Genomic DNA, 13,081 nt, shown 5'->3' with positions numbered 1-13,081 from the left:
CGACGAACGAGAGATCTCAGCGATAGCCCATTTAAAAACATTACGAACAAAATGAAAATTACAGATAAAATTATCATCATCGACCTCGAAGCCACGTGCTGGAAAAACGAGGTCCCGCCGAAAGGCCAGGAAAGCGAGATCATCGAGATCGGCCTCAGCGTATTGGATACTGAGACCGGCGAAATTTCGCAGAACCAGGGCATATTGATACAGCCCACCCGCTCGGAATTCAGCCCTTTTTGTACGGAGCTGACGACCATTACGCAGCAACTGCTCGATGAGCAGGGCGTATCATTTGCCGAAGCCATTGAAATGGTAGCTGACCAATACGACCCCAAGGAATATACCTGGGCGAGCTACGGCCAGTACGACCTCAATATGCTGCGAAGGCAGTGCCGCAACCGCAATATCCCGTACCCAATGGGCGAGGACCACATTAACGTGAAAACGTTCTTTACGCAGGTGCGTGGCTTAGCGAGGCCTACAGGTATGAACGGTGCGCTCAATATCCTCAATATACCCCTTGAGGGTACGCACCACTGGGGTGTTGATGATGCCAACAACATCGCCAAGATCATGAAATGGTGCGTTGAGAACTACTAATATGGTTTTTTGGATTTGAATTGGTAAGCGGCCGTCCGGAAGGATGGCCGTTTTCTTTTATGTCAGACTTTATTCGGCTTACTTACATACTTATTACCCTTTACGAAAAAACGCCATGGCAGCAGCGCATGGTCGCCCGCATAGTCCACACCTACACGCGGTGTGGCCGCAATTTCGTCTTCGCTGTAGCGGATGCCGTGATCCTCGATCCATATTTCGTCTCCCGTAAGGTCCTTTTCATTAAAACTGCGGTCAATACCCAAAGCCTTCGCGGCAGAACCCGGGCCAGATGAGATAGCTTCTTTAGTAACAGGCATATTCCGCCGGCGCTCCATGATCTCTTTTCCTCTCAAAGGTTCAATTCCCCTTACCAATATAGCATGCGGCTCATCCTTGATCGAAGTGACAATATTGAACAGGTTATGGATGCCGTAACACAAATAAACATAGGATATACCGCCTTGGGTATACATGGTTTCGGTACGGTTGGTACGCCTTCCGCCATAAGCATGGGAAGCTTTATCGTGAATGCCATGGTAGGCCTCGGTCTCAGTGATCATCCCGGCGGTTATTTCCCCGTCGATCTGCGTAAAAAGTACTTTCCCCAGCAGATCCTTGGCAAGGAACAGTACATCGGGGTTTTGATAATAAGAATAAGATAGTTTCAAGGCATTGAAAATTTACACCTCATGAATTGGTCAAAGGCTTTTCAAAATTACTGATAACAGATAGATCCGGTAAATTTTTATGATGTATTTAAGGCCTGGCATTATTCTCTAAAATTTAGCAAGATAATTTTATCTTGGTTGAGATAATTTTCTAATATTGCAGAAAAGATCCATTGCACATTGCTTTGATGGATTTATGACAATTATCTGATGAAGAGGGAATATGCTATAGTAGATATCGAGACCACCGGGGGGAATGCCTCGGGCAGCCGTATTACCGAGATCGCCGTGATCATTCATGACGGTACAGCCGTAACAAGCCGGTGGGAAACGCTTATTGATCCGCAAAAGGAAATACCCGCGCCCATTTTTGCCTTAACAGGCATCAATAACGACATGGTGCGCAACGCCCCGGTATTTGACGACATTGCCGAAGAGCTATACCAAATGCTCAGGGACAGGATATTTGTAGCCCACAACGTGAATTTTGACTATTCGTTCATCCGCCATCAGTTAGAGGGGTCGGGGTTCAAATGGACAGCCCAAAAACTTTGCACTGTGCGTGCAGCAAGGAAGATCAAGCCAGGACTGCGTTCGTACAGCCTGGGAAATTTGTGCAGCTCGCTCGACATCCTGCTCGAAAACCGGCACAGGGCAGGCGGGGATGCCGATGCCACAGCAATACTTTTTTCGCGCCTGCTGGAATGGGATACTGACGGCGAACTGGATAAAATGATAAAAAAAAGTGCGCCTGATCAACGCCTGCCGCCCAATCTCCCGCCTGAAGATCTTGAAAAGCTGCCCCAAAAACCGGGGGTATATTATTTTTATAACCGTGAAAGAAAGGTAGTTTACGTAGGCAAGGCCGTAAATATCAAAAAACGGGTGGCATCGCATTTTACAGGCCATAACATAAAGCCGCAGCGGCAGAATTTCCTGCGTGACATCCATGGTATCTCATTCGAGGTTTGCGCTACCGAACTGATGGCGCTGCTGTTGGAATGTTCTGAAATAAAGAAACTTTGGCCTGCCTATAATACGGTGCTCAAACGGTTTGAGCCCAAGTTTGGCCTGTACGATTATGAAGCGCGCAATGGCTACCGCTACCTTGCTGTTGGGAAGATAAGCAAGCACCAGCGCTGCCTTGAGGTATTTACGCACGAATATGATGGCATTAACCTATTACGCAGCCTTGCTACAGAATATGGTATAGACCACCGCCTATGTAAATATGGTGCGGCTGTTGAAGGCGAAACCTCTTATTTCCGCCCCGATACAAGCGGCCTGCCTGAAGTGGATGCACACAATCGCCAGGTAGAAAGTGCCCTCGATTCTTACTTAGGTAGCAGGCCGAGCTTCGCCATACTGGATAAAGGCCGCACACCCGACGAGCGCAGCTGCATTTGGGTGGAGAATGGTCATTTTTATGGCATGGGCTATATAGCAGGAGACGTTGGCTTTACCGAACCATCAGATATAAAGGAGTATGTAACGCCCTATCGCAGCAATCACTACATGATGCAGGTAATTTATTCCTTTGCGCAAAAATACCCTGGCAAGGTGCTTGATCAGAAATAGTATCCTGAATTAACTTTCAGCACATTATTCTTTGGACGTACCGTTAAGGGCAAAAAAACAAAAGCCCCAGATCCTTACGGTCCGGGGCTGTGGACAAAAATATATGTATGTTAGTGGGATGCTGCTGCAAATTGTTCTTCGATAGCTGCCCTGTGATCGGGATGGGCAATGTCAGTAAGCGCCTTAGCGCGCTGTTTGAGCGTTTTGCCGTATAGTTCTGCAATGCCGTATTCGGTCACTACATATTGGGCATGGGCGCGGGTGGTTACTACGCCTGCTCCCTCTTTAAGGAAAGGCACGATCCTGCTGGCACCTGTTTTGGTGACCGACGGAAGTGCAATGATTGCCTTGCCGCCATCGCTTAACGATGCGCCCCTTATGAAGTCCATTTGCCCGCCAACGCCCGAATACATTTTCATGCCTATGGAGTCGGCGCATACCTGGCCGGTAATATCTACCTCGATGGCCGAATTGATTGCTATCATTTTTGGATTGCGACGTATCTGGGCGGTGTCATTCACGAATGAGGATTCTCTCATTTCGAGGAAAGGGTTATCGTCCACAAAATCATACAGGCGCTGCGACCCGATGAGGAAAGTTGCCAGCGCACGGCCTTTTACAGTGCCTTTATAGCGGCAGTTGATCACGCCTTTTTCTATCAGGCCGATCACTCCGTCCGAGAACATCTCGGTATGGAGGCCCAGGTCTTTGTGGCTTTCAAGGTTGGTAAGCACTGCATTGGGGATGGAACCTATTCCCATTTGCAGTGTGCTCTTATCATCTATGAGCGAGGCGACGTTGTATCCTATTTTGCTTTCAACATCTGATATTGTTATGGCGTGCTGCAGGTGGATGGGAACGTTTACCTCAACGGCATAGTCTATCCGTGATATGTGGATGATGCTGTCGCCAAAGGTGCGGGGCATGTTCGGGTTTACCTGTGCTATAACAACACTGCTGGCCTCTATGGCTGCGATTGTTGCCTCGACCGATACGCCCAGTGAGCAATAGCCGTGGCTGTCGGGCGGCGATACGTGAATGAGGACCACATCCAGCTGTATGATGTTGCGCCTGAAAAGGTTCGGCAATTCGCTAAGGAAAACAGGTGTGTATGACCCATTGCCTGCTGACAGCGTATGCCTCACGTTCTTACCTATGAAAAAGGAATTCACATGGAAGCTCTCTGCCAATTCAGGATTGGCATACGGAGCATCGCCCTCGGTATGGAGGTGGCAGATCTCAACATTTTTCAGTTCCGGGGCGCGTTCGGCAAGGGCTTGTGTTAGTATAGATGGCGTTGCCGCTGCTGCCTGAATGTAAATCCTTTGGTTTGACCGAATGGTTTTTACTGCTTCGTTGGCTGTTGTATATACTGGCATGGATAACTTTTTATGCAAAGGTATTTTACGGCCGAACGTAAAAATATGATGGGCGTCACTAATTAAAAGTACATTTTTTTATAGCGGTGACAGCCATCATGTTTTAAGAGTGTGTGCCATGCCAAATTTGCAGCAGGTATAAATAAGCAGATAATGGATACGCACACTTGCTATCATTGCGGGCTGGACGTTGCACAAAAAGACGAGATCCTGTTCGACGACAGGGCATTTTGCTGCAATGGCTGTAAAACCGTATATGAGATCTTTACGCTCAGCGGGCTCTCGGACTATTACAGTTTCGAAGCGGCACCCGGAGCCACCCCGCAGGATATTGGGGGCAAATTCAACTTTCTTGACAACGAAGACATTGTGGGCAAGCTTCTCGACTTCAAGGAAGGCGGTACCCACATCATTTCGCTCTACATCCCGCACATCCATTGCAGTTCCTGTATCTGGATACTTGAGAACCTCAACAGGCTGTGCAAGGGAGTAAGCAGCTCTCAGGTAAACTTTCACGAAAAGAAAGTGCGTATCATGTTCGATCCCGATGAAGTACCCCTAAAGCAGATAGTGCTCCTGCTATGCTCGATCGGGTACGAGCCCTACATAAGCCTGGACAATTATGAGGACCGCCGTAAAAAAGTGAGTCGCGACCTCATCTATAAGCTGGGTGTGGCCTTTTTCTGTTTCGGCAATGTGATGTTGCTATCGTTCCCCGAATACTTTGAGGTTGAGGAATACTGGCTGGACAATTACCGCGGCTTTTTCCGGTGGCTCGTTTTCGCGCTTTCGCTGCCCTCGTTCCTGTATTCGGCAAGCGGGTATTATGTCTCGGCCTTTAAAAGCATGAGGGCAGGGCTGCTTAATATAGACATCCCTATTGCACTGGGCATAGTTGTCATGTTCGTACGCAGTACGGTTGATATCATCTTCGGGTTCGGGCAGGGATTTTTCGACAGCCTTACAGGGTTGGTATTTTTCATGTTGCTGGGCAAACTGTTCCAGCAAAAAACATACGATTTCCTTTCGTTCGAGCGCGACTTCAAATCATATTTTCCCATCGCTGTCACCAAAGTGCTTAAAGACAGGCGCGAATTATCGGTACCGGTATATGACGTGCAGGCAGGCGACAGGCTGCTCATCCGCAACAAAGAGCTCATCCCTGTAGACGGCATCCTGATAAGCGATTCTACACTTATAGATTATAGCTTTGTAACCGGCGAGGCTGAACCGATATGCAAGCGGTCAGGCGAAAAGATATACGCCGGCGGCAGACAGGAAGGGCAGCCCATAGAGATGGAGGCGCTCGCATCGGTATCGCAAAGCTACCTTACACAACTGTGGAGCAACGAGGTTTTTGATAAGAAGGATGCAAAGGATCACAAGACCCTGACCGATACAATAAGCCGCTACTTTACCCCCGTGCTATTGCTCATTGCCATAGCCTCATTCCTGGTTTGGACCTTTATCGATACCAAAACGGCTTTTGACGTATTTACTGCAGTGCTCATCGTGGCCTGCCCATGCGCGCTGGCTCTCAGTGCGCCGTTTACGCTGGGCAATGTCCTGAGGATAATGGGCCGACGAAAGCTATACCTGAAAAATGCCACGGTAATAGAGCAGATGGCCAAAATAGACATGCTTGTTTTTGATAAGACAGGCACGATAACCACCAACAGGAGATCGGGGATAACCTTTGAAGGTACACCGCCCGACGACAAGCAGCTGATGTATATAAAGAACATACTGCGCGGCTCGAACCATCCGCTGAGCCGCATGATATATGACCATTTGCCGGTAATGCCTGTAGTGCCTACAGATGAGTTTTGGGAAGTTACGGGCAAAGGTGTGCAGGGCGTTATTGATGGTTTCTGTATAAAGGCAGGATCGGCTTCTTTTGTGGAGAACGGACAGGATAGCCCGCTGCAAACATGTGTGCACATATCTATAAACAGGAATTACCTTGGCCGCTATGTATTCGAAAATCAATACCGCGAAGGGCTTTCGGAGTTATTTAAAGACCTGGGGCGCGACTACAGGCTGGCAGTGCTTTCGGGTGATAATGACGGAGAAATGCAAATGCTCGAAACCATGCTGCCAGCGGGGACACAGTTGGTATTCAACCAAAAGCCAGAACAAAAGCTGGACTACATAAAACATTTGCAGGAGCAGGGCCACCGGGTCATGATGGTTGGCGACGGCCTTAACGATGCGGGAGCGCTGGCACAAAGCGATGTTGGTATTTCCGTATCAGAAAATGTAAATGTATTTTCCCCGGCATGCGATGGCATACTCGATGCCTCGCAATTTAGGGAAATGGCAAGGTACCTGCGCTTTTGTAAAAATACGGTCAAAACCATCAAGATGAGTTTCCTGTTGTCATTGCTGTACAATGTAGTGGGATTGTCATTTGCGGTTACGGGGCAGCTCATGCCGCTTACCGCAGCCATCATCATGCCGCTGAGCACCATTACCATTATCAGCTTCGTAACGCTAATGAGCAATTATTTCGCCTCGCGGAAATGAAAAATAACCCAACTGTGACGGGCATCATGTTTTACCCCGTCATCCAATCCTACTTTTGTTAACATATAATTAAGACAATAGGTATGAGTGTCATTTATCTCCTTATTTCCATCAGCATCATTGTTGCGGTGGCCTTTTTGCTCGCTTTTGTAAAAGCCGTAAAAAGCGGCCAGTATGACGACGATTATACCCCATCGGTACGGATGCTCTTTGATGATGAACTGAAAAAGAAAAACCAAAACAATCCAAAATAAGATTTGAATATGGAAGTGCAACAGTTTTATTATGATAATAAGATAGTCAAGAAATTCCTCTACGCTACCATAGTGTTCGGTGTAGTAGGAATGCTGGTGGGGCTGCTCATTGCCTCGATGTATATGTTCCCGGGACTTACAGATGGGGTTTCGTGGCTAAGCTACGGCAGGCTGAGGCCGCTGCATACGAATGCGGTGATCTTTGCCTTTGTGGGCAATGCCATGTTCGCGGGCATTTATTATTCGCTCCAGCGCCTGCTCAAGACCCGCATGTACAGCGATGTGCTGAGCAGCATCAACTTTTGGGGATGGCAGCTCATTATTGTAGCGGCGGCCATATCGCTCCCTATGGGCTATACATCATCTAAAGAATATGCCGAGCTGGAATGGCCCATAGACATTGCCATTGCGGTAGTGTGGGTAGTATTTGGCATCAACATGATAGGCACGATCCTGAAGCGCAGGGAGCGCCACCTGTATGTAGCGGTTTGGTTTTACCTGGCAACTTTTATTACCGTGGCCATCCTCCATATATTCAACAGCCTGGCACTGCCGGTAAGCGGGATGAAGAGTTACTCAGTATACGCAGGGGTGCAGGATGCGCTGGTGCAATGGTGGTACGGGCACAATGCCGTGGCCTTTTTCCTTACCACGCCGTTTTTGGGGCTTATGTACTACTTCCTGCCTAAAGCCGCCAACCGCCCGGTATATTCTTACAGGCTCTCCATTATCCATTTTTGGTCGCTCATATTCATCTACATCTGGGCAGGCCCGCACCACCTGCTGTATTCTGCACTGCCCAACTGGGCGCAGAACCTTGGGGTTGTATTCTCTATAATGCTCATTGCGCCGTCATGGGGCGGTATGATCAACGGTTTGCTTACCCTGCGCGGCGCTTGGGATAAGGTCCGCACCGACCCTGTACTGAAGTTCTTCGTGGTAGCCATTACAGGTTATGGCATGGCAACGTTTGAAGGTCCGATGCTTTCGCTTAAGAATGTGAACGCAATTGCACACTTTACCGACTGGATCGTGGCCCACGTGCACGTGGGCGCGCTGGCATGGAACGGCTTCCTGGCCTTTGCACTGATATACTGGCTCATTCCGCGCCTTACCAAAACTACGCTCTACTCTGTAAAGCTGGCCAACTTCCACTTTTGGATCGGTACTTTGGGCATCATATTGTATGCATTGCCGATGTATGTTGCCGGGTTCACACAGGCATCTATGTGGAAACAGTTTAACCCCGACGGCACATTGGTACACGGTAACTTCCTGGAGACGGTACAGGCCATCATGCCAATGTACTGGATGAGGGCGATAGGCGGAACGCTTTTCGTGATCGGGTTGCTGGTACTATGCTACAACGTGATCATGACCGTAAAACAAGGGCGCGGGATAGAGGACGAACTTGCCGAAGCACCGGCACTGCAAAAAATAAGCACCAAAAGGCTTAAGGGTGAAAAGTTCCACCCATGGCTGGAAAGAAGGCCCATACAGTTGGCTTTATTGGCAACCATTGCGGTACTGATAGGCGGTGTGATACAGATAGTGCCTACCATCATGGTAAAGTCGAACATACCCACTATATCTACCGTGAAGCCATATACGCCACTGGAGCTTGAGGGACGCGACCTCTACATTCGTGAAGGCTGTGTGAACTGCCACTCGCAGATGATACGCCCCTTCCGCAGTGAAGTAGAGCGTTACGGCGAGTACTCGAAGTCAGGCGAGTATGTATACGACCACCCATTCCTGTGGGGAAGCAAGCGTACCGGCCCCGACCTGATGCGGATAGGCGGCAAGTATAGCGACAACTGGCACTTTAATCACATGTGGGACCCCCAAAGCACATCGGCAGGCTCGATAATGCCGGCGTACAAATGGCTGTTCGACAATAAAAAACTGGACATTTCGGACATTAAAAAGAAAATGGAAGTGATGGCGCAGCTGGGAGTACCTTATTCCGCAAAGGATATAGAAAATGCGGAAAGGACGATCGGGACACAGTCGGCCAAAATAGAAAAAAGCCTGCATGCCGACCCCGACTTTGTAAAAAGCTACGAGGAAAGCAAAAAAGCGTCCGCGGCAAGAGGCGAGGCCTTTGTGCCGATGAAGGACAGGGAGATCGTAGCGCTCATCGCCTACCTTCAGCGCATGGGTACCGACATTAAGATAAAAAACACTGTTGCCGAAACTAAATAAGTAAAGCCATGCTCAAATTCGTAAAATATAATCTGGAAAGCATCTCGGGAGTTGGGATCTTCCCTATACTGTCCCTGCTGATATTCTTCATTTTTTTTGTAGTGCTTTATGTTTGGGTGTATACCTACAAAAAGGAAAAGATAGCCGAGATAAGCCAGCTGCCTTTTGACGGTGCCGAGGCCAACGAAAATAACAGCTAACAAACACATACTAGCAATGAAAAATTTATTTCCCGTATATGTAAGGGTTCCCGTAATGTTCGCCATTGTTTTCATGGCTACCGAGTATTTCATCGATTCCGGCGACAGGCCCGCTTTCCTAAAATACCCTATGGTGTCGCTATTCCTGGTCATATTCATTTTTCTGCTGATAGCTATAGAGATCGTGGTTGCCGCGATAGACAGGGTCACGCTGGCACTGCTTACCGAAGAGCAGCGTAAAAAGATAGAGGCTGAAGAGGCTATCGGATTTACCGAAAAGGCGTGGTTTAAAAAACTAAAAAGTTATTTTGTGGCGAAACATAAGCCAATTGAAGAGGAAGCCACCATAATGATGGAGCATGACTATGACGGCATCCACGAGCTTGATAACGTGCTGCCACCGTGGTGGGTAAAGCTGTTTTATGGCACTATTGTCTTCGGGATCATTTACCTGGGATACTATCACATTTTTTCGGGCGGCGATCAGGATGCGGAATTTACTGCCGAAATGGAGGTGGCCCGCATAGCTGTAGAGGAATATAAAAAAACGGCCAAAGACCTGATAGATGCTAATACTGTAACGCTCCTTACTGATGCGGCCGAACTGGCACAGGGTAAAAAGATATTTGAAAACAATTGCGCTGCCTGCCACCGTGCCGATGGTGGAGGTGCGATAGGCCCTAATCTTACCGATGAGCACTGGCTACTTGGCGGCGGCATCAAAAATGTGTTCAATACGATCACCAAAGGCGGCCGCGACGGCAAGGGGATGGTGGCCTGGCAGGGTACGCTAAAACCATCTGAGATACAACTCGTGGCAAGTTATGTGCTGTCGCTGAAAGGCAGCAACCCGAAAGATGCTAAGGCACCCGACGGGGAAATATGGAAGGATGATGCGGCGCAGGTTGCCGCGGCTAATGTAAAATAATCGCAATGGCTGAAAATGAAGGGGAAACGTTCCGCGACCATATAGCGACGATCAATGAAGACGGAAAACGCGCCTGGATATACCCTAAAAAACCTTCGGGCAAATGGTATAATTACAGGAAATGGGTAAGCTACGGGCTGTTGGCGTTCCTGTTCTCGGCCCCGTTCGTTACCATAAATGGCAACCAGTTCCTGTTGTTCAACGTGATAGAAAGGCGTTTCAACATCTTTGGGGTGCCGTTCTGGCCGCAGGATTTTTACCTGTTCGTCATCTCGATGATCATAGGCGTCATTTTTGTGGCGTTGTTCACGGTGGCATTCGGACGGATATTCTGTGGGTGGATATGCCCCCAAACGATATTCATGGAAATGGTATTCCGCCGCATAGAGTACTGGATAGACGGCGACCGCAATGCGCAGGCAAAGCTCGACAAACAGGAGTGGAATGCCGAAAAAATAAGGAAGCGTGCGCTGAAATGGTTTGTGTTCTTTGTAATATCATTTCTGATCGCCAATATTTTCCTGGCCTACCTGGTGGGCAGCAAGGAACTGATGCTCATGGTGACCGAAGGGCCTTTTGCCCATACCGGTAACTTTATCGCGCTGCTAATTTTTACGGGTGTGTTCTACTTTATATATGCCTGGTTCAGGGAGCAGGTGTGTATCATTGCCTGCCCGTACGGAAGGCTGCAGGGCGCATTGCTGGACAATAAGACAATAGTAGTAGCTTACGACCATGTTCGCGGCGAAAAGGAGGCAGGGCGCGCTAAGATGGTTAAAAATGAGGATCGCATGCTCTCGGGCAAGGGCGACTGCATCGACTGCAAGCTGTGCGTAAATGTATGCCCCATGGGCATTGACATTCGCAATGGCACCCAGTTGGAGTGTACCAATTGTACCGCCTGTATAGATGAATGCAATACCGTGATGGACAGGGTTGGCCTGCCACAGGGACTCATTCGTTATGCCAGCGAAAATGGCATTGTGAAAAAGGAGAAGTTCAAATTTACTGCCCGTATGAAAGGCTACACCGCCGTCCTGATAATATTAATGGGCGTTTTTACAGGCATGATGTTTTTGCGCAACGATGTCGACACGACGATACTCAGGCTTCCCGGCCAATTGTTTGAGCATAAAGGTGGCAACATAAGCAACGTGTTCACCTACAAGCTTGTCAACAAGACAATGGAGGATATTGACAACGTACACTTCAGGCTGGAAGGCATACAAGGAGAAGTAAAGATGGTAGGGAAGGCGGAATTCAGTATAGCTAAGGAGGCTGCGGCGCAAGGCACATTGTTCGTCGAGATAGACCCGGCCCATCTGAAAGGCGACAAAACGAAAATAATGCTAGGAGTATATTCGGGCGAGAGGCTGCTCGACAGGGAGACGACCAATTTCCTGGGGCCGCGTACTTTTAATTAGAACGACTAAATTTAAAACTATGAAGATCAACTGGGGTACAGGAATAGTGATCGCATTCGCGCTGTTCATGGGATTTATACTGTTTTTTGTTTTCAGGGTACAGTCTGACAGCAAGTATGATAATGAGCTTGTAGTAGAAGAATATTACAAGCAGGAACGCGGCCTGCAGGCGGTGCTGGATAAAGAGCAGAACGCTGCATTGCTTGAGCAGGACGTAAACGTTCAGAATACATCCGAAGCGATAAAAATAACATTTCCCAAAGGGTTTGACCCTGTTAAAATATCAGGAAAAGTGTCCTTTTACAGGCCGTCTGACAAAAAGCTCGATTTTGAGGTACCCATTTCATTATCGACGCCATATCTGCTCATACCTAAAAGTGATCTGGCAGGCGGCCGTTGGGACATTACCATCGATTGGGAATATGAAGGCAAAGGGTATTTGAGCAGGGATATGCTTTCGCTTTAAGAAAGACATATAGATAATAGATAATAGACCGTAACGCGCTGTCTCTCATCTATTATCTATTATCTATTATCTATTATCTCTTCATCTCCCATCTAAAATCTAACAAATGCTTTACTCAGCGCTTTTACTTGGCCTTATATCAAGCCTGCACTGCATAGGGATGTGCGGGCCGATAGCCATGATGCTGCCTGTGAGCCGGAATAAGCCGGCGCGAAAGGCATTACAGATACTGGTGTACCATGCCGGAAGGATCACGTCATACAGCTTATTGGGACTTGTATTCGGTATTGTGGGCAAAGGCCTTTATCTTGCGGGAATGCAACAATGGCTGTCTATTATCGCAGGTGTGGCCATTATTGCCATTGCCATGGTACCCGAGAAGATATTTGCCCGTTATAATTTCTCAAAGCCGGTATACAGGGTCATCAGCTATATAAAAAGCAGCTTGGGCAGCCAGTTCAGGAAAAGCGGGTACAAAGCATTATTTACTACCGGATCGCTCAATGGGTTCCTGCCCTGCGGTTTGGTATACGCAGCCCTTTTCGGCGCGATAGCCATGCAAAGTGCGGGCTTTGGCGCTTTGTATATGGCTTTGTACGGGCTGGGCACGGTACCGCTGATGAGTGCTGTAGTATACATAAGCGGATTTTTAAAGAACAATGCACGTAAAACGATCGCTAATGTAGTTCCCTATGTTGCGGTGTTTGTTGGAATGCTGTTCATAGTGAGGGGCATGGGACTGGGCATACCGTATGTATCACCATCTAACATCAGCCTTTATGTCACCGAAGCTCCGCAGTGCAAATAATATATATTACTATTTTAAAAAAAACAGGCCGGTAGATCCGGC

The 13,081-nt window shown here is 48.2% G+C and carries 12 protein-coding genes; 10 read left to right on the top strand and 2 right to left on the bottom strand.

Annotated elements, in window-relative coordinates:
* Positions 1–51: 51 nt before the first annotated feature.
* Complete coding sequence (locus ACT6R0_RS06485; protein ID WP_444652269.1) at positions 52–603, top strand: exonuclease domain-containing protein; 552 nt, start codon at positions 52–54, stop codon at positions 601–603.
* Between the two features lie 62 nt (positions 604–665).
* Here ACT6R0_RS06485 and ACT6R0_RS06480 read toward each other — a convergent pair whose 3' ends face one another.
* Positions 666–1,271: a DNA-3-methyladenine glycosylase gene (locus tag ACT6R0_RS06480; RefSeq protein ID WP_444652268.1), complete on the bottom strand. Its 606-nt coding sequence runs from the start codon at positions 1,269–1,271 to the stop codon at positions 666–668.
* Between the two features lie 207 nt (positions 1,272–1,478).
* Between ACT6R0_RS06480 and ACT6R0_RS06475 the strand changes: the two genes are divergently transcribed.
* A complete protein-coding gene (locus ACT6R0_RS06475) occupies positions 1,479–2,849 on the top strand; it encodes an exonuclease domain-containing protein (protein ID WP_444652323.1) in 1,371 nt (456 codons plus the stop codon).
* Between the two features lie 110 nt (positions 2,850–2,959).
* On the opposite strand, the gene ACT6R0_RS06470 is transcribed toward ACT6R0_RS06475, so the two are convergent.
* Positions 2,960–4,228 (bottom strand): acetyl-CoA hydrolase/transferase family protein, encoded by a 1,269-nt coding sequence (locus ACT6R0_RS06470; protein WP_444652267.1) that lies wholly within the window; start codon positions 4,226–4,228, stop codon positions 2,960–2,962.
* Positions 4,229–4,381: 153 nt separating this feature from the next.
* Here ACT6R0_RS06470 and ACT6R0_RS06465 point away from each other — a divergent pair, with 153 nt between their 5' ends.
* The 8 genes from ACT6R0_RS06465 (at position 4,382) to ACT6R0_RS06430 (ending at position 13,039) form a co-directional block, all read left to right on the top strand.
* Complete coding sequence (locus ACT6R0_RS06465) at positions 4,382–6,754, top strand: heavy metal translocating P-type ATPase (protein ID WP_444652266.1); 2,373 nt, start codon at positions 4,382–4,384, stop codon at positions 6,752–6,754.
* Positions 6,755–6,837: 83 nt separating this feature from the next.
* A complete protein-coding gene (ccoS, locus tag ACT6R0_RS06460; RefSeq protein WP_444652265.1) occupies positions 6,838–7,008 on the top strand; it encodes a cbb3-type cytochrome oxidase assembly protein CcoS in 171 nt (56 codons plus the stop codon).
* A gap of 9 nt (positions 7,009–7,017) precedes the next feature.
* Positions 7,018–9,213, top strand: a complete 2,196-nt coding sequence (ccoN, locus tag ACT6R0_RS06455) for a cytochrome-c oxidase, cbb3-type subunit I (protein ID WP_444652264.1) — start codon at positions 7,018–7,020, stop codon at positions 9,211–9,213.
* An 8-nt stretch (positions 9,214–9,221) separates the two neighbouring features.
* Complete coding sequence (locus ACT6R0_RS06450; RefSeq protein WP_444652263.1) at positions 9,222–9,413, top strand: CcoQ/FixQ family Cbb3-type cytochrome c oxidase assembly chaperone; 192 nt, start codon at positions 9,222–9,224, stop codon at positions 9,411–9,413.
* A 16-nt stretch (positions 9,414–9,429) separates the two neighbouring features.
* Entirely contained in the window at positions 9,430–10,341 is a 912-nt protein-coding gene (locus tag ACT6R0_RS06445) for a cbb3-type cytochrome c oxidase N-terminal domain-containing protein (RefSeq protein ID WP_444652262.1), read from the top strand.
* Between the two features lie 5 nt (positions 10,342–10,346).
* Positions 10,347–11,765, top strand: coding sequence for a cytochrome c oxidase accessory protein CcoG (ccoG, locus tag ACT6R0_RS06440; RefSeq protein ID WP_444652261.1), 1,419 nt, complete (start codon positions 10,347–10,349; stop codon positions 11,763–11,765).
* A gap of 19 nt (positions 11,766–11,784) precedes the next feature.
* Positions 11,785–12,231, top strand: coding sequence for a FixH family protein (locus tag ACT6R0_RS06435; protein ID WP_444652260.1), 447 nt, complete (start codon positions 11,785–11,787; stop codon positions 12,229–12,231).
* Between the two features lie 106 nt (positions 12,232–12,337).
* On the top strand, positions 12,338–13,039 hold the full coding sequence (locus tag ACT6R0_RS06430) for a sulfite exporter TauE/SafE family protein (RefSeq protein ID WP_444652259.1): 702 nt from the start codon (positions 12,338–12,340) through the stop codon (positions 13,037–13,039).
* The last annotated feature ends 42 nt before the right edge of the window (positions 13,040–13,081 follow it).

The sequence above is a fragment of the Flavobacterium sp. genome, from assembly GCF_052437795.1.
In the GTDB taxonomy this organism is placed as follows: Bacteria; Bacteroidota; Bacteroidia; order Flavobacteriales; family Flavobacteriaceae; genus Flavobacterium.
The sequence above is the reverse complement of the archived record's forward strand: the minus strand, read 5'-3'. Positions and strand labels throughout refer to the sequence as shown.

What these genes read in the sequence shown, in the direction of transcription:
- ccoN (WP_444652264.1), top strand. Translation starts at nt 7,018, where the DNA reads ATGGAAGTGCAACAGTTTTATTATGATAATAAGATAGTCAAGAAATTC.
- ccoG (WP_444652261.1), top strand. Translation starts at nt 10,347, where the DNA reads ATGGCTGAAAATGAAGGGGAAACGTTCCGCGACCATATAGCGACGATC.
- ACT6R0_RS06435 (WP_444652260.1), top strand. Translation starts at nt 11,785, where the DNA reads ATGAAGATCAACTGGGGTACAGGAATAGTGATCGCATTCGCGCTGTTC.
- ACT6R0_RS06470 (WP_444652267.1), bottom strand. Translation starts at nt 4,228, where the DNA reads ATGCCAGTATATACAACAGCCAACGAAGCAGTAAAAACCATTCGGTCA.
- ACT6R0_RS06465 (WP_444652266.1), top strand. Translation starts at nt 4,382, where the DNA reads ATGGATACGCACACTTGCTATCATTGCGGGCTGGACGTTGCACAAAAA.
- ACT6R0_RS06445 (WP_444652262.1), top strand. Translation starts at nt 9,430, where the DNA reads ATGAAAAATTTATTTCCCGTATATGTAAGGGTTCCCGTAATGTTCGCC.
- ACT6R0_RS06485 (WP_444652269.1), top strand. Translation starts at nt 52, where the DNA reads ATGAAAATTACAGATAAAATTATCATCATCGACCTCGAAGCCACGTGC.
- ACT6R0_RS06450 (WP_444652263.1), top strand. Translation starts at nt 9,222, where the DNA reads ATGCTCAAATTCGTAAAATATAATCTGGAAAGCATCTCGGGAGTTGGG.
- ccoS (WP_444652265.1), top strand. Translation starts at nt 6,838, where the DNA reads ATGAGTGTCATTTATCTCCTTATTTCCATCAGCATCATTGTTGCGGTG.
- ACT6R0_RS06430 (WP_444652259.1), top strand. Translation starts at nt 12,338, where the DNA reads ATGCTTTACTCAGCGCTTTTACTTGGCCTTATATCAAGCCTGCACTGC.